The 18066-nt window shown below is 64.2% G+C and carries 13 protein-coding genes; 9 read left to right on the top strand and 4 right to left on the bottom strand.

Going from position 1 to position 18066, the window contains the following annotated elements; translation table 11 throughout:
- Window positions 1-7 precede the first annotated feature (7 nt).
- From RQX22_RS18040 to RQX22_RS18050, 3 genes are all read left to right on the top strand, one after another.
- Window positions 8-382, top strand: a complete 375-nt coding sequence (locus RQX22_RS18040) for a DUF411 domain-containing protein (protein WP_315728405.1) — start codon at window positions 8-10, stop codon at window positions 380-382.
- Between the two features lie 119 nt (window positions 383-501).
- The gene (locus RQX22_RS18045) at window positions 502-1125 is read left to right on the top strand and encodes a YitT family protein (RefSeq protein ID WP_315728406.1); all 624 of its coding nucleotides are present in this window, start codon (window positions 502-504) and stop codon (window positions 1123-1125) included.
- A gap of 126 nt (window positions 1126-1251) precedes the next feature.
- On the top strand, window positions 1252-3459 hold the full coding sequence (locus tag RQX22_RS18050) for an adenosylcobalamin-dependent ribonucleoside-diphosphate reductase (RefSeq protein ID WP_315728408.1): 2208 nt from the start codon (window positions 1252-1254) through the stop codon (window positions 3457-3459).
- Here the strand turns inward: RQX22_RS18050 and RQX22_RS18055 are convergent.
- Together RQX22_RS18055 and RQX22_RS18060 are read right to left on the bottom strand one after the other, a co-directional pair.
- On the bottom strand, window positions 3441-4028 hold the full coding sequence (locus RQX22_RS18055; protein WP_315728411.1) for a UbiX family flavin prenyltransferase: 588 nt from the start codon (window positions 4026-4028) through the stop codon (window positions 3441-3443). The two genes, RQX22_RS18050 and RQX22_RS18055, sit on opposite strands and share 19 nt — an antisense overlap.
- Window positions 4025-5560 carry a UbiD family decarboxylase gene (locus RQX22_RS18060; protein ID WP_315728413.1) on the bottom strand — a complete coding sequence of 512 codons (1536 nt, stop codon included), beginning with the start codon at window positions 5558-5560 and terminating at the stop codon, window positions 4025-4027. Before RQX22_RS18060 ends, RQX22_RS18055 begins: the two co-directional genes overlap by 4 nt.
- 96 nt (window positions 5561-5656) lie before the next feature.
- Here RQX22_RS18060 and ubiT point away from each other — a divergent pair, with 96 nt between their 5' ends.
- From ubiT to ubiV, 3 genes are read left to right on the top strand one after another with little or no spacing between them, the layout of a single operon-like run.
- A complete protein-coding gene (ubiT, locus tag RQX22_RS18065; protein WP_315728415.1) occupies window positions 5657-6196 on the top strand; it encodes a ubiquinone anaerobic biosynthesis accessory factor UbiT in 540 nt (179 codons plus the stop codon).
- Complete coding sequence (gene ubiU, locus RQX22_RS18070; protein WP_315728417.1) at window positions 6193-7185, top strand: ubiquinone anaerobic biosynthesis protein UbiU; 993 nt, start codon at window positions 6193-6195, stop codon at window positions 7183-7185. Before ubiT ends, ubiU begins: the two co-directional genes overlap by 4 nt.
- Before the next feature lie 14 nt (window positions 7186-7199).
- Window positions 7200-8132, top strand: a complete 933-nt coding sequence (ubiV, locus tag RQX22_RS18075) for a ubiquinone anaerobic biosynthesis protein UbiV (protein ID WP_315728419.1) — start codon at window positions 7200-7202, stop codon at window positions 8130-8132.
- Window positions 8133-8160: 28 nt separating this feature from the next.
- Here ubiV and RQX22_RS18080 read toward each other — a convergent pair whose 3' ends face one another.
- A complete protein-coding gene (locus RQX22_RS18080) occupies window positions 8161-8940 on the bottom strand; it encodes a Crp/Fnr family transcriptional regulator (protein WP_315728420.1) in 780 nt (259 codons plus the stop codon).
- Entirely contained in the window at window positions 8924-10273 is a 1350-nt protein-coding gene (gene hemN, locus RQX22_RS18085; RefSeq protein WP_315728422.1) for an oxygen-independent coproporphyrinogen III oxidase, read from the bottom strand. Before hemN ends, RQX22_RS18080 begins: the two co-directional genes overlap by 17 nt.
- Window positions 10274-10411: 138 nt before the next feature.
- On the opposite strand from hemN, the gene moaA reads away from it, so the two are divergent.
- The 3 genes from moaA (at window position 10412) to RQX22_RS18100 (ending at window position 18032) form a co-directional block, all read left to right on the top strand.
- Window positions 10412-11422: a GTP 3',8-cyclase MoaA gene (gene moaA / locus RQX22_RS18090; RefSeq protein WP_315728424.1), complete on the top strand. Its 1011-nt coding sequence runs from the start codon at window positions 10412-10414 to the stop codon at window positions 11420-11422.
- A gap of 82 nt (window positions 11423-11504) precedes the next feature.
- Window positions 11505-14237: a nitrate/nitrite transporter gene (locus tag RQX22_RS18095; protein WP_315728426.1), complete on the top strand. Its 2733-nt coding sequence runs from the start codon at window positions 11505-11507 to the stop codon at window positions 14235-14237.
- 12 nt (window positions 14238-14249) lie between these two features.
- Complete coding sequence (locus RQX22_RS18100; RefSeq protein WP_315728428.1) at window positions 14250-18032, top strand: nitrate reductase subunit alpha; 3783 nt, start codon at window positions 14250-14252, stop codon at window positions 18030-18032.
- The last annotated feature ends 34 nt before the right edge of the window (window positions 18033-18066 follow it).

Consider the following 18066-nt stretch of genomic DNA (forward strand, 5'->3'; position numbering starts at 1 on the left):
TGCCGATTTGCAGGCCCTTCTTGGCATTCCAGCTCACTTCTGTTCGTGCCACACGGCGCAAATTGCCGGTTACGCAATCGAAGGGCATGTGTCCGCAGCCGACGTCAAGCTTCCGTTGACCGAGCGGCCCAAAGGCGCTGGTATTGCAATGCCTGGTATGGTCGTAGATTTCTCTGCCATGGAGCAATCCAAAGCCTGTCGAACAATATTGTTCGACAGGCCGGGCAAGACGACGTTTCCGCTGCTCACTGAAAGTGCAGAATCGCAAGTCTGGACGAATGTACGAATGAGTTGTGCTGCGCCAATGTCCCCTCTCCACCCCCGGCTGCTCTTCTGTAGGACCGCAGACCATTTGATGCACATCAATGCGGACCCACCCTGACCGACATAAATTGAATGTCTCGCATTCGAAACGGGTATCGCTTCCTTCATCGTTGGCGCCCGCTCGGTAGCGCGAAGGCAATAGTGCTTAATCCCGTCCGGAACGTTGTATAATTCCCGATGAATACGGAACAGCCCGCAGCTGCCGTTCGCCATACGTTCTTCGAAGACAGCTACGCCTTTCTGACCGGCTGCTCCCTGGTCGTGCTCGGCCTGGTTTGGCTTAAATCTGCCGGGCTCGTTACAGGTGGCATGGCGGGGCTTGCGCTTTTGCTGTCCAATATCCTGCCTCTGCCACCCGGTGTATTGTTCACTCTGCTGAACATTCCTTTTTTCGTACTAGCGCGCCGGACGATGGGGCGCGCCTCCATGGTTAAAGCGATCGCGGCAAATCTGCTGATCTCAGGCTTTGCACTCGCAGCCCCCATGGCGTTTCGCATCGAGGACGTGAATGGCCTCTTCGCCGCACTCTTCGGGGGCACCGTGATTGGCGTGGGCATCCTTGTGCTGGCGCGCCATCGAGTGGGTGTGGGCGGACTTGGTATCCTTGCACTTGCGTTGCAGAAAAGCCGTGGGTGGAACGCTGGCCGCACGCAGCTGATCGGAGATGCCCTAATAGTCTCCGCCGCACTCCCGGTCCTGAACATGGGCCCGAAACAGTTTGCGATTTCCGTTCTTAGCGCCGCCGCCGTAGCCGGTGTGCTGATCGTCTTCCACAAACCTGGCCGTTACACCGGCTATTGAAGAAGGTCATTGGCTCGGCGACCCCACAAAATAGGCGGCCCATCTTGCTTCGTTGCGATAGATCACTTTACCATATGTAGTAGGTGCTAATCATCCGCCCCATCAACATATAGAAGGGGGAGAGAGATGGAATTTGCCGTACCGCTCGCGGAAGAGATATGGACCGCAAAATATCGCTTCGTTCCCCCTTCGGGTAAAGGCGACGCCAGCTTCGAGGAAAGTGCCGCGCGCGTCGCGAAGGCGATCGCGCAGGCCGAAGCGCCGCCTGTGCGGAAACATTGGCGCGCCCGCTTCCAGGAGGCGCTAGCCGACTTTCGGTTTATCCCGGCCGGCCGGATCCTGGCCGGCGCGGGCACCGACAGATCGGTCACCCTGTTCAATTGCTTCGTCATGGGGACGATTCCCGACAGCCTGAGCGGCATCTTCGAGCACCTGCGCGAAGCGGCTTTGACCATGCAGCAGGGCGGTGGCGTCGGCATGGATTTTTCGACGATCCGCCCGAACGGCAGCCCGGTGCTCGGCGTCGGCGCCGACGCATCCGGGCCGCTCAGCTTCATGGATTGCTGGGATTCGATGTGCCGCACGGTCCATTCCGCCGGCCAGCGCCGCGGTGCGATGATGGGCTGCCTCAGGATCGACCATCCTGACATCGAAGCCTTTATCGACGCCAAGCGCGACGCTGCCCGGTTCCGCAACTTCAACCTGTCGGTGCTGGTGACCGATGCCTTCATGAGCGCGCTCGGATCGGACGGGGAATGGCCGCTCGTCTTTGCCGGAACGACCTATCGCACGGTCAAGGCGCGTGAGCTGTGGAACCGGCTGATGCGCGCGACTTATGATTGCGCCGAGCCGGGCGTGATCTTCGTCGACCGCGTCAACCAGCAGAACAATCTCGCTCATTGCGAGAAGATCAGCGCCAGCAATCCGTGCGGGGAGCAGATGCTGCCGCCTTACGGGGCCTGTCTGCTCGGATCGATCAATCTCGCCCGGCTGGTCGACAATCCATTCGAGGAGGGCGCGGCGCTGGACGAAAATCTGCTCGGCGAGCTCACCCGCACCGCGGTGCGAATGCTCGACAACGTCATCGACATCTCGCGCTACCCGCTGCCGCAGCAGGAGGAGGAAGCGAAAGCGAAAAGGCGCATCGGCCTCGGCATCACTGGCCTCGCCGACGCGCTTCTTTTCTGCGGCGCGGCCTATGGCTCGCGGCCGGCGGTATCGCTGACTCAGAGCTGGCTGGGAATCATCAAGCGCGAAGCCTATCGAGCCTCGGCGGCGCTGGCGGCGGAAAAGGGCCCGTTCCCGCTTTACGATCCGGCGATGCTCGACGCGCCCAATCTCATGAGCCTGGATGCGGAAACCCGCGCGCTGATCGCGGAGCATGGCCTGCGCAACGGTTGTCTCACCTCGGTCGCGCCGACCGGAACGACCTCCTTACTCGCCGGTAACGTCTCCTCGGGCATCGAGCCGGTTTTCGCTTATTCCTACACGCGCCACATTCGCCAGGCCGACGGCAGCGTCCGCAAGGAGGCGGTCGAGGATTATGCGATGCATGCGTGGCGGCGGGTCAAGGGCGACGAGGCGCCGCCCGAAGCGCTGTTTGTCAGCGCCCAGACACTGTCGCCATCGGACCATCTCACCATGCAGGCGGCCGCCCAGGCGCTGATCGACAGCTCGATCTCCAAGACGGTAAACTGCCCAGAGGATATCGGTTTCGAGGATTTCGCCGACATCTATATCGAAGGCTATCATCTCGGCTGCAAGGGGCTGACCACCTACCGGCCCAATGCCGTGACCGGATCGGTGCTGAAGGTGCCCGAAAAGGTCGTCCAGGCGGAGGAGCCCGCGCTGGCGCCGCGCTCGGAAGCGCTGCACGGCACCACCTACAAGCTCAAATGGCCGGACAGCGCCCACGCCGTCTATGTGACGATCAACGACGTGCAGCAGGGCGAGGAACGGCGGCCCTTCGAGATTTTCGTGAACTCGAAGAATATGGAACATTATGCCTGGACCCTGGGCCTGACCCGGATGATCTCGGCGGTGTTCCGGCGCGGCGGCGACGTGTCGTTCGTGCCCGAGGAGTTGAAGGCGGTATTCGATCCGCGCGGCGGCGCCTGGATGCAGGGCAAATATGTGCCGTCGCTGCTCGCGGCGATCGGCGGCGTAATTGAACGGCACCTGCAGCTCGCGCCCGCCGCCGAGACTGGCGATATTGTCCCGGAGGATCATGCGCCCGCTCCGCGCGCTTGCTGTCCGCAATGCGGCGCCGCCGCCTTGATCCGGAAAGAAGGCTGCAACAATTGCCTCGACTGCGGCTATTCCAAATGCGGTTGAGCGTTGCCGGGCCGCCAGGCGGACGCGGTCGGCACCGCGATGCGTAACGTGTCGACGGCGCGGCGCGCGATCTGGTCGATCACCTCGTCGATTCCACGTGGCTTTAGATAGAAAGCCGGAACCGGCGGCATCACGATCGCGCCCATCTCGGTGACCACCGCCATCGCCCTGAGGTGGCCAAGATGAAGCGGCGTTTCGCGCGCCACCAGCACCAGCGGGCGCCGTTCCTTCAGATGCACGTCGGCGGCGCGGACCAGCAGATTGTCGGCAAGCGAATGAGCGATCGCCGAAAGCGTGCGCATCGAGCAAGGCGCCACGATCATGCCGCCGGTGGGGGTGGAGCCCGAAGCGATCGTCGCGCCGATATCGCGAACGCCGTGACGGCGCGCGGGCAGATTCCCCAGTCCGGCGAGGACATCCGGCCCCAGTTCCTCGGTGATCGTCCGCTCCGCGGCGGCGGAAACGATGAGGTCGATCCCCACTTCCAGGGCCGCCAGGATCTCGACGATCCGTATGCCGATGGCGGCCCCCGACGCGCCGCTGATACCGACCACGACCCGCGCTGTCATCGCACGGCTTCCGTGGCTCGCCGTGGCAAGTCGAGGCTGAGTCCCGACCAAAGCCTGTCGACGCGGGTGCATATCTCCGCCGACATAGCGAGCGGCCGCCCCCATTCGCGGCGCGTCTCCGCACCGATCTTGGTGGTGGCGTCGATGCCCAGCTTGCCGCCGAGGCCGGGTTCCGCCGAGGCGAAGTCCAGATAGTCGATCGGCGTCCGATCGAGCACGAGAAGGTCGCGCGACGGATCGGTCCGCGTCGAAACCGCCCACAACACGTCCGCGCCGGAGCGTATCTCGATATCGTCGTCCACGACGACGATCGCCTTGGTATAGTTGAACTGCGGCAGCATGCCCCACAAACCGGCCATCACCCGCCGCGCCTGTCCTGGATAGCTTTTGGCGATGGCGACGATGGCGATGCGGTAGGAGCAGGCGGCGCGTGGGAGATAGATATCGACGATCTCCGGCATTTGCTGCCGGATGAGCGGCAGGGCCAGCGCATTCAGCGCCTCGCCGATGATCGAAGGTTCGTCCGGCGGCCGGCCGGTGAAGGTCGAAGCGTAGAGTGGGTTCCGGCGGGTGGTGATCGCGGTGACCCGCATGACCGGAAATTCCTCCACATTGTTATAATAGCCAGTGTGATCGCCATAAGGGCCTTCCGGTGCGGTTTCGGATGCGGAGATCCAGCCTTCGATCACGATCTCGGCATCCGCCGGGACCGGCAGCGGCACGCTGACCGCCCGCGCGATGCGGGGCCGCTCGCCGCGCAACAGGCCGGCAAAGCTCATCTCCGACAGATTTTCCGGTAAGGGCAGCACGGCGGCGAGCATGGTGGCCGGATCGGCGCCGATGGCGACGGCGACCGGCATCTCCTTTCCCCGCGCGGCCCAGGCGCGATGATGGGCCGCCCCGCCCCGATGCGCGAGCCAGCGCATGATCAGCCGGTTCCGGTCCAGGACCTGCATGCGATAGACGCCGATATTGACCCTAGTCACGTCCATCGGCGCGGCGTCCGGCGGGCGGGTGATGACCAGCGGCCACGTCACCAGCGGCGCGGGCTCGCTTGGCCAGCAGGTCTGGATCGGCAGCGCGGCGAGATCGGCATCGGCGTCGCGCCTAACATCCGCCTGCACGGGCGGCGACGCCACAATCTGCGCGCGCGTTTTCAGCGCCGCATTGAGCATCGGCCAACGATCGAGCGCGTCGCGGACGCCATTCAGCGGCCGCGGGCCGCGCAGCGCGGCGAGCGCCTCGCCAAGCTCACCGAGCCGATCGGGCCGGACGCCGAGGCCGGCGGCGACCCGGCATGAGGTGCCGAACAGGTTGACGACGACTGGCATGCGCGCCGCCTGGCCGGAGCCGTCAATCGCGCGCTCGAAGCGCAGGGCCGGACCGTCTGCGGCAAGGACGCGGCGGTGGATTTCGGTGATTTCATGAACGAGCGACACCGGCGCGTCGATGCGGGCGAGATCGTCCTCCGCCGCGACATGATCGAGGAAGTCGCGCAGACTTCGGAAAGGCGGCAGATCGCGGACGGGCACTAAGTTTCTCCTGACGCGCTCCCTTGCGGCCGGAAAAGCTTCGCGACGTTGCGCTATCGCAACGACGCGGCGTTTTTTCCCCGCCAAGCCGCCGCCATGATCGACCAGACGACCATGAATGCGGTTCCGGTGGCGGCCCATTTCTTCCTACGGCGCCTGCCGCTTTTCCCGCTGCATTTCGCGCTGCGGCGGATGGCCCGTAGCGTGGGCCGACGACGGCCGGGCCTGTTCGACCGGCTCGGCGCCCACGCCGACAAGCTCTTTCTCGTCGATCCGACCGATCTCCCCTTCGTCCTCCGCTTCCATCCCCGCCCGACCTGGCCCACCATCGAGCCCCGGCGCCGCGAAAGAGCCGGGGCCTGGGACGCCCGCATCGCCGGTTCGCTAGGCGCCCTGGCCGGCATGATTCAGGGCAATGTCGATGGCGATGCATTATTCTTTTCGCGCGATATCATCGTCGAGGGAGATATTGAGGCGGTGCTCGCGCTGCGCAACGCGCTCGACGATGCCGAGATCGACCTGATCGCCGAAGCGGCGGCCCTGCTTGGTCCCGCGGGAGGGACGATCCGGCAAGTCGCCCACCGTTTCCTGCCGCCGGCGGCCCGCCTTCTCAACCGAGCGGGCTTTTATCGATGATGGACAATGGCAAGCTCGAACTGGTCTGTCCCGCCGGAACGCCCGCCGCCTTGCGTGTCGCCGTCGATGCCGGCGCCGACAGCGTCTACTGCGGCTTTCGCGACGAGACCAATGCACGCAACTTTCCTGGCCTCAATTTCTCGTGCGACGAGCTGGCCGATTCGGTCCGCTACGCCCACGTCAAGGGCGCGCGGGTGCTGGTCGCGATCAACACATTTCCCCGCGCGGGCGCTCTTGAGACGTGGCACCGGGCGATCGACAATGCCGCGCGGCTTGGCGCCGATGCGGTGATCCTCGCGGATCTGGGGCTGCTTGCTTACGCGGCCGATCGCCACCCGGAGCTGAGGCGGCATCTGTCGGTCCAGGCGGCGGCGGCGAATGCCGACGCCATCCGCTTCTACGTGAAGAATTTCGGGGTGAAGCGGGTGGTGCTGCCACGCATATTGACCGTCGCCGAGATCGCCGCGATCAATGCCGAAATCGCTTGCGAGACCGTCTTTGTGTTCGGCGGCCTGTGCGTCATGACCGAAGGGCGCTGCTCGCTTTCTTCCTATGCCACCGGTAAATCCCCGAACATGAACGGCGTCTGCTCGCGGGCGAGCCACGTACATTATCGCGAGGAGGATGGCGAGCTCGTCTCCCGCCTCGGCACATTCACCATCGACCGCGTGCCCAAGGACGAACCCGCGCCTTACCCCACCTTGTGCAAAGGATGTTTTTCCGCGGGCGGTTATCGTGGCCATGTCTTCGAAGATCCGGTAAGCTTGGATGCCGCGGCCCTCCTCCCGCAACTTGCCGGGGCCGGCGCGACCGCGCTCAAGATCGAAGGCCGCCAGCGCAGCCGCTCCTACATACGCGACGTAGTGGCGAGCTTCCGCCGGGCCGTCGACGCCCACGCCTGCGGGCAGCCCATTCCCACCGGGCAGCTCCGGCGGCTGAGCGAGGGGCAGACGACGACCGCCGGCGCCTACCGCAAGACCTGGCGATGACGGAAGGCGAGCACATGCACAAAGGGGCGACGATCACGCTGGGGCCGTTGCTCTTCAACTGGGCGGCCGACCAATGGAGCGATTTCTACGCTCGCATCGCCGACGAAGCGCCGGTCGACCGTGTCTGCCTGGGCGAGACGATCTGCTCGAAGCGGTTGCCTTTCTATATCGACCGGATCCCGGAAGCGATCGAGCGGCTGCAGCGGGCCGGCAAGGCGGTCATCCTTTCGTCCCTTGCCCTGGTCACGCTGCTGCGCGAGCGGCGGATGTGCGCCGATCTGGTCGCGGCCGGCGATATCGAGATCGAAATCAACGACCTCACCATTCTCGTACATCTCGGCGGCGGCCGGCGCTTCACTGTCGGGCCGCTGGTCAATGTCTATAATGAAGGGACGCTCGCTTGGCTGGCGGTACGGGGTGCGTCCCTCATATGCCTCCCACCCGAACTGCCATTCGCCTCGATCCAAACCTTGGCGCAGGCGGCGGCGCAGGCAGGCGTCGAGTCGGAAATATGGGCCTTTGGCCGCGTGCCGCTCGCCATTTCGGGACGTTGCTACCATGCGCGCGTCCACGGGCTGGCCAAGGACAATTGCCAGTTCGTGTGCGGCGAGGATCTAGATGGCCTGAAGGTGGAGACGCTCGACGACGAGGACTTTCTGGCGATCAACGGCGTGCAGACGCTTTCCTTCACTTATTGCAGCTTGCTCGCAGATCTCTGCCGATTGCAGGCGGCCGGCGTGACGTCGTTCCGCCTGTCGCCGCACTGCTGTGACATGGTAGCGGTGGCTAAACTGTTCCGGCAGGCGCTCGACGGCGCGCTGGATGGAGCTGCGGCGACGCAGGCGCTTGCCGCGCTGCTGCCCGCGGCACATTTCTCGAACGGATTCCTCGACGGAAGCCATGGTGCTGCGTCCGGGCACGGGCAGCCCAGCCATGTCGCCGGATGATCGACGGGAAAATGCGCCGGCGCGGCGGTCAGCCGGCATTGGCCGACGCGAGTTCCTCCAGCGGGCCGCGCTGGAGCAGCTCGACGCGGTCTGCAGGCAGCAGCCGGATCATGCCCGCTGTCCTGAACGCCGTGAAGCTGCGGCTCACCGTCTCCTTGGTGAGGCCGAGATAATCGGCGATGTCGGTGCGGCTCATCGGCAGGCGGACGATTTCCCAATCCGCGTTGCGCGCCCGCGCCCGGTCGAACAGGCCGAGCAGGAAGGTGGCCAGCCTTTCGGCCGCCGTCTTGCGTCCGAGCAGCACCATTTGCTCGCGCGCCGCCGCCAGCTCGTGGACCGCCATAAGATAGAGCTCGCGTCCGATCTCGGGATGGGTATCGACAAACGCGTCGAAACGGGCGCGGGCGAAGCGGCAATATTCGGCCGGCTCGACCGCTTCGGCGCTGAATGCGTGATCGCCGGGCGCCGTGCCGAGAAAGTCGCCCGGTAACAGGAAGCCGATAATCTGCCGGCGGCCGTCGGGCAGCAATTTGTAGAGCTTCAATGTTCCCGCGGTCAAATTGTAGACGAGATCGGCGGCATCCCCTTCATGGAAGAGCGGCTCGCCTGGTTTGAGGCGCCCCGTCGAGCCTTGATATTTGAATCGGGCGAGATCCTCTGCCTCCAGCAGGCCGCAAAAGGTTTGCAGCCGGACCGGGCAGAGCCCGCAGGCATGGTCGGCGGGGATCAGCGACACCCGCTTTCCCCGCGGGTAAGCGGTGCGATTGGCGATAGCCGTGCCGTCTTCTTCCTCAGAGCGCGAGCGCATGGCGGGTTTTGCTGTTGTCGAGATAGGCGTCGAACGCGGCCGCGACCGCGCGCACCAGCGGCCGCGCCGTTTCCTCCATCTCCACGACGTCGCCGCGAAGCGCGATCAGACCATCGGCGACCAGCGGCCCAAGTCCGGCGCTTTGCGCAAGCCGAACCGGATCGGCGCCGTAGTCGGCGCACATCTCCGCAAGATCGACCCGATAGTCGCACATCAGGCGTTCGATAATCTCCCCGCGCAGATTGTCCTCGACGCTCACCGCGCAGCCGCGCGCGATCGGGAGGTGCCCCTGCGCCACCTGTTCCTGATAATCGGAAATCAGGACCTTGTTCTGCACATAGCCGCCGGGAAGACGGCCGATCGACGAAGCGCCGAAGCCGATCAACGCGCGGCAGCCGTCGGTGGTATAGCCCTGGAAATTGCGATGCAGCCTGCCCGTCGCCGCCGCGGCCGAGAGGCTGTCGTCGGGCAAGGCGAAATGATCGAGGCCGATCTGGCGATAGCCCGCATCGACCAGCGCGCCGGCGATCGCCTGCGACTGTTCCAGCCGTGCCGCCGGGTCCGGCAAGGCCGATTCCTCGATCTTCCGCTGGTGCTTCTTGAAACCCGGGACATGGGCGTAACCGAACACGGACAGCCGGTCCGGCCTTAGCGACACCGCCTGCGCCACGGTATCCAAGCAGGAAGTGAGCGTTTGATGCGGCAGGCCGTATATCAGGTCGAAATTGATGCCGTGAATGCCGTGTCCGCGAAGCCCCGCCACCGCATCGGCGGTTTCGGCGAAGTTCTGGACACGGTTGATCGCGGCCTGAACGCGCGGATCGAAGCTCTGGACGCCGATGCTGGCCCGGTTGATTCCGCCCGTCGCGAGCGCGGCGGTCAGCGCCGGATCGAGCGTGCGCGGATCGATCTCGATCGCCAGTTCGGCGTCCTTGGCAAGATCGAAGCACAAGCGCAGGTGCCGCATGAGTCCCAAAAACTGCGGCGGTTGGATCAGCGTCGGGGAGCCGCCGCCGAAATGCAGATGTCTGGCCGTCATGCGATGTGGCAATGCCTGGGCGACCAAGGTGATTTCGCTGGTGAGGGCGTCCAGATAGCGCGCCACCGGAAGGGCGCGGGCGGTTACGGTGGTATGACAGCCGCAATACCAGCACATCGCCCGGCAGAATGGGACATGCAGATAGAGCGACAGGCTTTCATCGGCCGGGACCGAGCCGAGCCACGCGCGATACTGACCCTCCCCGACGGCGGCCGTAAAATTCGGGGCCGTCGGATAGCTGGTATATCGCGGTATTTGGCGCGCACCGTAGCGAGCCAGTATCTCGGGCCTCACCTATTCCTCCAGATCGTCATCGCTTCGCGCTAGGCGATTGCCGACGGCTTTCATTGACCTGGATCACTCCGCCGCCGCGGCGGTTCCTTATTGCCCGCTCGACTTGTGATCGACGCAGTAAAGGCTTAGCAGATTGTCATGCATAATAGGCAGAGCCAAGCTTCTGACGGCCTGATCGACAGCTTCGGGCGGCATATCAGCTACGTCCGCATGTCGGTGACCGATCGCTGCGACCTTCGCTGCCGCTATTGCATGGCCGAAAAGATGGAGTTCCTGCCGCGCCGGGACCTGTTGTCGATCGAGGAGATCGTCGCCCTTGCCGATATCTTCATCGCGCGCGGCGTTCGTCGGATCCGGCTCACCGGCGGCGAGCCGCTGGTGCGGCGCGGCATCATCCATCTTGTCGACGCGCTTGGGACCCGGATCGGGCAGGGGCTCGACGAAGTCACGCTGACCACCAACGGAACCCAGCTCGCCCGTTTTGCGGCCGATCTGTTTGCCGGTGGGGTACGGCGCATCAATGTCAGCCTCGACAGTCGTGACCCGGCCCGGTTCCGACACATAACCCGGCGCGGCGACCTGACCCAGGTGCTGGCCGGAATCCAGGCCGCCGCCAAAGCGGGCCTCGCGATCAAGATCAACATGGTCGGATTGAAGGGCATTAATGACGACGAGATCGAGGACATGCTGCGGTGGTGCGCGGGTGAAGGCCATGGCCTCACCCTCATCGAAACCATGCCGCTTGGCGAGGTCGAGGAGGATCGCAGCGCCTATTATCTGCCGCTCGATGCCGTGAAGCGCGGGCTGGAGCAAGAATATACATTGGTGCCCTCGCTCCACCGTAGCGGCGGTCCCGCGCGTTATTTTGATGTCACGGAGCTTGGCGTCCGGCTTGGGCTGATAACCCCGCTGACGGAGAATTTCTGCGCCGGCTGCAACCGCATCCGGATCGCGGCGACCGGCACCGTTTATGGCTGCCTGGGTCACGACCAGAAGGTCGAATTGAGGGAGGCGCTGCGAGAGGGCGGCGAGGCTGAAATGAAGCGACTCCTCGACGATTTGCTCGCCGGGAAGCCCCGCAGGCACGACTTCAGCATTGCCGCCCGCGCACCGGCGGTCGCGAGACATATGAACGTCACGGGTGGTTGATCTGGCCAGAATGATCCATGTCAACGAGGCATCGCGGCCAACATTCTAGCGGCCACGGAGCGGTTTACGGGAGGGGCGGGCGATGACGAACGGAACGGCTGATCGGCCCGCCGAGGGCGCAAGCCAGGCGTTGTGGACGAGCACCATCGCCTTCACCGTCTGCTTCGCGGTGTGGACGATCTTCTCGATCATAGGTCTGGGCGTGAAGGAAGAGCTGGGCCTCAGCGAGACCCAGTTCGGGCTGCTCGTCGGCACTCCGATCCTTACGGGATCGCTCACGCGCGTCGTGCTCGGAGTCTGGGCCGACCAGTTCGGCGGGCGCCGCGTCTTTGCCGCGGTCATGGTCCTGGGTGCGATCGCGACCTTCCTGACCTCCTATGCCGACAGCTATGTCGAGCTCCTGGTTGCCGCGCTCGGGGTCGGCATCGCCGGCGGCTCCTTCTCGGTCGGGGTCGCCTATGTCTCGAAATTCTATCCGCGCGACAAGCAGGGCACGGTGCTCGGCATCTTCGGCGCCGGCAATGTCGGTTCGGCAGTTACGAAGTTCCTCGCGCCCTTCGTCATGGTGGCAATGGGCTGGCAGGCGGTCGCGCAGATCTGGGCAGCCGGGTTGATCGTGATGGCGGTCATTTTCCTGCTCCTGACCAAGGAAGATCCCGAGCAGCTTGCCCGGCGTCGTGACGGCCGCCGGGCGGCGGCGATGGGCAGTCAGCTCGCGGTGCTGAAGAACATCCAGGTCTGGCGCTTCGCGGTCTATTATTTCTTCGTCTTCGGAGCCTTCGTGGCGCTTGCGCTTTGGCTGCCGCGCTACCTGATGGGCGTTTACCATCTGGACGTGAAGACGGCCGGCATGCTCGCCGCTTTCTATTCGGTGCCGGCCAGCCTCTTCCGCATCTACGGAGGCAAGCTGTCCGACCGCTACGGCGCGCGCGCGGTGATGTATCTGACCTTCGGTATCTCGGTGCTGTGCACCTTCATGCTTTCCTATCCGCCTACCACCTACATCATCGAGGGAGTACGCGGGCCGATAACCTTCAGCACCCAAATGGGGCTGATCCCGTTCCTCGTCGTCATCTTCGTGCTTGGCTTTTTCATGAGCCTCGGCAAGGCCGCGGTCTTCAAGCACATCCCCGTTTACTACCCGAGCCATGTCGGCGCGGTGGGCGGACTCGTCGGCATGGTCGGCGGCCTCGGCGGTTTCGTGCTGCCGCTCGCCTTTGGCGCGCTCAATGATCTTACCGGCGTGTGGACGAGCTGTTTCGTTCTCCTTTTCGTCCTGGTCACCGTTGCGCTCGCCTGGATGCATGTCGCGATCCGCCACATGGAGCGCGGGGCCGAGCGGGCGGGCACACAGGCAAATGTCCCGGAGCTTCCCGAGATGCAGGGCTTCGGGGAGCCGGGCATCGAGATGCGGCCGCGGCGCGCCGGCCCGATCGCCGACTGGCGGCCGGAAGAGCCGGATTTCTGGCGCACGGGCGGACGCGCCATCGCCCGGCGGAACCTTTGGATATCGACCTATTGCCTTCTGATCGCCTTCGCCGTGTGGATGGTGTGGAGCGTCGTGGTCGCGCGCTTGCCGGCGATCGGTTTCGACTTCACCACGGACCAGCTCTTCTGGCTGGCCGCCCTGCCGGGCCTTTCCGGCGCCACCTTGCGGATCTTCTACGCCTTCCTGGTTCCAGTCTTCGGCGGCAGATTGTGGACGACGCTTTCCACGGCCTCCCTGCTGATTCCCGCCTTCGGGATCGGCTATGCGGTGCAGAATCCGGATACGCCCTACCTCATCTTCATCGTCCTGGCTTTGCTGTGCGGATTAGGCGGCGGCAATTTCGCCTCGTCGATGGCCAATATCAGTTATTTCTTCCCCAAGGCCGAAAAGGGAAATGCGCTCGCGCTCAACGCCGGGCTCGGCAATCTGGGCGTCAGCGTGATGCAGTTCCTGGTGCCGGTCGTGATCACGATGAGCCTGTTCGGGGCGCTCGGCGGGCAGGAACAAGTGGCGGCGGACGGGGCTCAGGTGTGGATGCAGAATGCCGGATTCCTGTGGGTCCCGTTGATCATCGTCGGCACGCTCGCCGCCTGGTTCGGAATGAACGACATCCTCAGCGCCAAGGCGAGTTTCGCCGACCAGTCAGCCATCTTCGGACGCGCCCATACCTGGATGATGTGCTGGCTCTACACCGGCACGTTCGGGACGTTCATCGGCATGTCGGCCGGCTTCCCGCTTCTTTCGAAGCTCGCCTTTCCCGAAGTGAACGCGCTCAAATATGCCTTCTTCGGGCCGCTCGTCGGGGCGCTCTCGCGGGCTGGCACCGGCTGGCTCGCCGACCGGGTCGGCGGCGCGCGCGTCAGCTTCTGGGTGTTCGTCGTGCAGATCTTCGCGATCCTCGGCATGATCTGGTTCCTCGACACAGGCAGCTTCACCGGCTTCTTCGCGATGGTGCTGCTGCTGTTCTTCGCGAGCGGGGTCGGCAATGCCTCCACCTTCCAGATGGTACCCGCGATCATGCGCGGCGCCATCGACCGCGCGGAGCCGGGCCTGGCCGAGCCGCAGCGCCGCCTCCAGGCCGAACGCGAATCCGCGGCGGTGATCGGCTTTACCTCGGCGATCGCGGCCTATGGCGCCTTCTACATCCCCAAGGCCTATGGTTCGTCGCTTGAACTGACCGGCACGGCCAACGCGGCCTTGTGGGGCTTCCTTATCTTCTATCTGAGTTGCGCCGCACTCACCTGGCTCGCCTATAGCGGGCCAAAGGGATTGTTGCGCGAGATCGAACGGGGCGGCACAATGCCGGCCCGAGTCCTTGCCGCCTGACTGGAGCTACGGATGAGCCATTTCCTTGACCGGCTGACTTACTTTCGCAGGCCTCGCGATAAATTCTCGGACGGTCACGGCGTGACCACCAATGAGAGCCGCGAATGGGAGGATGCGTATCGCAAGCGCTGGTCGGCGGACAAGATCGTGCGATCGACCCACGGCGTGAATTGCACCGGCTCCTGCTCGTGGAAAATCTACGTCAAGGGCGGCATCGTCACCTGGGAGACCCAGCAGACCGATTATCCGCGGACCCGGCCGGATTTGCCGAACCACGAGCCGCGCGGCTGCCCTCGCGGCGCCAGCTACAGCTGGTACCTCTATTCGGGCACGCGCATCAAATATCCGCTCGTCCGCGCCCGCCTGATTCGCCACTGGCGCGAAGCGCGCAAGACGATGGCTCCGGTGGCCGCGTGGAAGGCGATCGTCCAGGATAGTGACAAGCGCCGCGACTGGGTCGCGAAGCGCGGCCGGGGTGGGTTCGTCCGCGTTGGCTGGGACGAGGTGACCGAGCTGATTGCCGCCGCCAACGCCTACACGATCAAGGAATATGGTCCCGACCGGATCGCCGGCTTCTCGCCAATCCCGGCCATGTCGATGGTCTCCTATGCCGCCGGCAGTCGTTATCTGTCGCTGATCGGTGGCAATCTCCTCAGTTTTTACGATTGGTATTGCGATCTGCCGCCATCCAGCCCGCAGACCTGGGGCGAGCAGACCGACGTGCCCGAGAGCGCGGACTGGTACAATGCCGGCTTCCTGCTGGTCTGGGGCTCGAACATTCCCATGACCCGCGCCCCCGACGCGCATTTCTATTCCGAGGTCCGTTACCGGGGCGCGAAGAGCGTCGTCATCGCTCCCGATTATAACGAGGCGGCGAAATTCTCCGATCTGTGGTTGCACCCCAAGCAGGGCACCGACGCGGCTCTCGCGCTGGCCCTCGGCCACGTCGTGCTGCGCGAATTCTACGTCGATCGCCAGGTGCCCTATTTCACCGATTACACCCGCAAATATTCCGATTTTCCGCTTCTCGTGAAGTTGGTGGAGCGCGACGGAAGGCTGGTTCCCGACCGGTTGCTGCGCGCCGCCGACCTCGCCGGAGCGCTGGGCGAGGATGCCAATCCCGACTGGAAAGCCGTTGCGGTCGACGAACTTAGCGGACAATTGGTCGTGCCGCTCGGCTCCGCCGGCCACCGCTGGGGCGACAAGGGCAAGTGGAACCTCGAGGAGAAAGACGGGCAGGGGCGCGAAGTCCGGTTGCGCACGACCTTCGCGGACGATCATGATGCGATCGTGGCGGCCGCCTTCCCTTATTTCGGATCGATCGCACCGCACGACTTCGTCGCCACCGCGCATGAAGACGTGCTGATGCGCAACGTGCCGGTGAAACAGCTCGACCTGGCCGACGGGACGAAGGGCTATGTCGCCACCGTGTTCGATCTCTTCTGCGCCAACTACGGCGTCGATCGGGGCTTCGGGGGAGACAATGTCGCGGCAAGCTTCGACGACGACGTGCCGTTCAGCCCGGCCTGGGCCGAGAAGGTGACCGGGGTGCCGCGCACCGCGATCATCCAGGTGGCGCGCGAGTTCGCGGCCAATGCCGAAATCACCGAGGGTCGATCGATGGTGATCCTCGGGGCGGGGCTCAACCACTGGTACCATATGGATATGAGCTATCGCGGCATCATCGCCCTCCTGGTGATGTGCGGCTGTGTCGGCAAGTCCGGCGGCGGCTGGTCGCATTATGTCGGTCAGGAAAAATTGCGGCCGCAGACGGGATGGCTGCCGCTCGCCTTCGCGCTCGACTGGTCGCGCCCGGTCCGTCAGATGAACGGAACCAGCTTCTTCTACGCCCATACCGATCAGTGGCGCTATGAATCGCTCAGGATGTCGGAAATACTTTCCCCTCTCGCGCCGGAGGGCGACTGGTCGGGCAGCATGCTCGACTATAACGTCAAAGCGGAGCGGATGGGCTGGCTGCCGTCCGCGCCTCAATTCGATGCCAATCCGATCGAGTGGGGCAGGAAGATTCACGACCTCGGCGCCGACCCCGCGACCGTGATCGCCGATGCCTGGAAGGCGGGAGATCTGAAGCCTTCGTGCCTCGATCCCGACAATCCGGTCAACTGGCCGCGCAACATGTTCTTCTGGCGCTCAAATGTCCTCGGAGCGAGCGGCAAGGGCCACGAATATTTCCTGAAGCATCTGGTCGGGTCGCTCCATGGAGTGGTCGGCACGGACGAGGAGGCAGCGGGCCACGACCGGCCCACGGACGTCGTCTGGCACGATGAGGCGCCGGTCGGGAAGCTCGATCTGATGGTTAATATCGACTTCCGCATGTCGACCACCAGCATCTATTCCGACGTCGTCCTTCCGACCGCGACCTGGTACGAGAAGCACGATCTTAACACGTCGGACATGCACCCGTTCATCCACCCTTTGAGCGCGGCGGTGGATCCAGCCTGGGAAACCAAGAGCGACTGGAACATCTTCCGGGCGATCGCCAAGAAATTTTCCGAAATCGCCCCCGAGGTGCTTGGCGTCGAGCATGACGTGGTGATGACGCCGATCCTTCACGATACGCCGGCCGAACTCGCCCAGGCCTACGAGCCCAAGGACTGGATGAAAGGCGAATGCGAAGCGATTCCGGGCAAGACGATGCCCAACGTGCATGTCGTCGAGCGCAATTATCCGGAAACCTATGCGCGCTTCACCTCGATGGGTCCGGCGCTCGAGACACTCGGCAACGGCGCCAAGGGCCTCAATTGGGACACCAAGCACGAAGTCGAGTTGCTGGGCGACCTCAACGGACGCGTCCTCGACGGCCCGACCGCAGGGCGGCCCAAGATCGACACCGACATCGACGCCTGCGAAACGATTCTGATGCTGGCGCCCGAGACCAATGGCGAGGTCGCGGTCAAGGCATGGGAAGCGCTGGGCAAGTTCACCGGGCGGGACCATGGCCATCTGGCGGAAGGCAAGGAAGAGGAGAAGATCCGCTTCCGCGACGTCACCGCGCAGCCGCGCAAGATCATATCCTCGCCGATCTGGTCCGGGCTGGAGAGTGAGTATGTCTGCTACAATGCCGGCTACACCAATGTTCACGAGCTGATTCCCTGGCGCACGCTCACCGGACGTCAGCAGCTCTATCAGGACCATCACTGGATGCGGGCCTTCGGCGAGGGCTTCGTCACCTGGCGGCCGCCGATCGACACGAAAACGGTGCTTCAGGTGCTGGGCAAGCTGCCGAACGGCAACAAGGAGATCATGCTCAATATCCTCACCCCGCACCAGAAATGGGGGATCCATTCGACCTATACCGAGAACCTCATCATGCTGAGCCTCAACCGCGGCGGCCCGACCGTGTGGATCAGCGAGGACGACGCCAAGTTGGCAGGCATCGAGGACAATGACTGGATCGAGGTATTCAACGTTAACGGGGCGCTGACCGCGCGCTCGATCGTCTCACAAAGGATCATGCCGGGCTCAGCCATCATGTACCACGCCCAGGAAAAGCTGGTGAACACCGTCGGCTCGGAGATTACTGGTCAGCGCGGCGGCATCCATAATTCGGTGACCCGGATCAACATGAAGCCGACCCACATGATCGGCGGCTATGTCCAGCTCGCTTATGGCTTCAATTATTATGGCACCGTAGGCGCCAACCGCGACGAGTTCGTGATCCTGCGGAAAATGAGCGAAGTGAACTGGTTCGACAAGGCTGCCGACGACAGCGCGAACGTCGAGGGGGGCACCGCCGACTGGGGCACCGGCACGAAAGTGGAGGCAGCAGAATGAAGGTTCGCGCGCAGATCTCGATGGTACTGAACCT

Source organism: Sphingosinicella rhizophila (assembly GCF_032378825.1).
Classification (GTDB): Bacteria; Pseudomonadota; Alphaproteobacteria; order Sphingomonadales; family Sphingomonadaceae; genus Allosphingosinicella; species Allosphingosinicella rhizophila.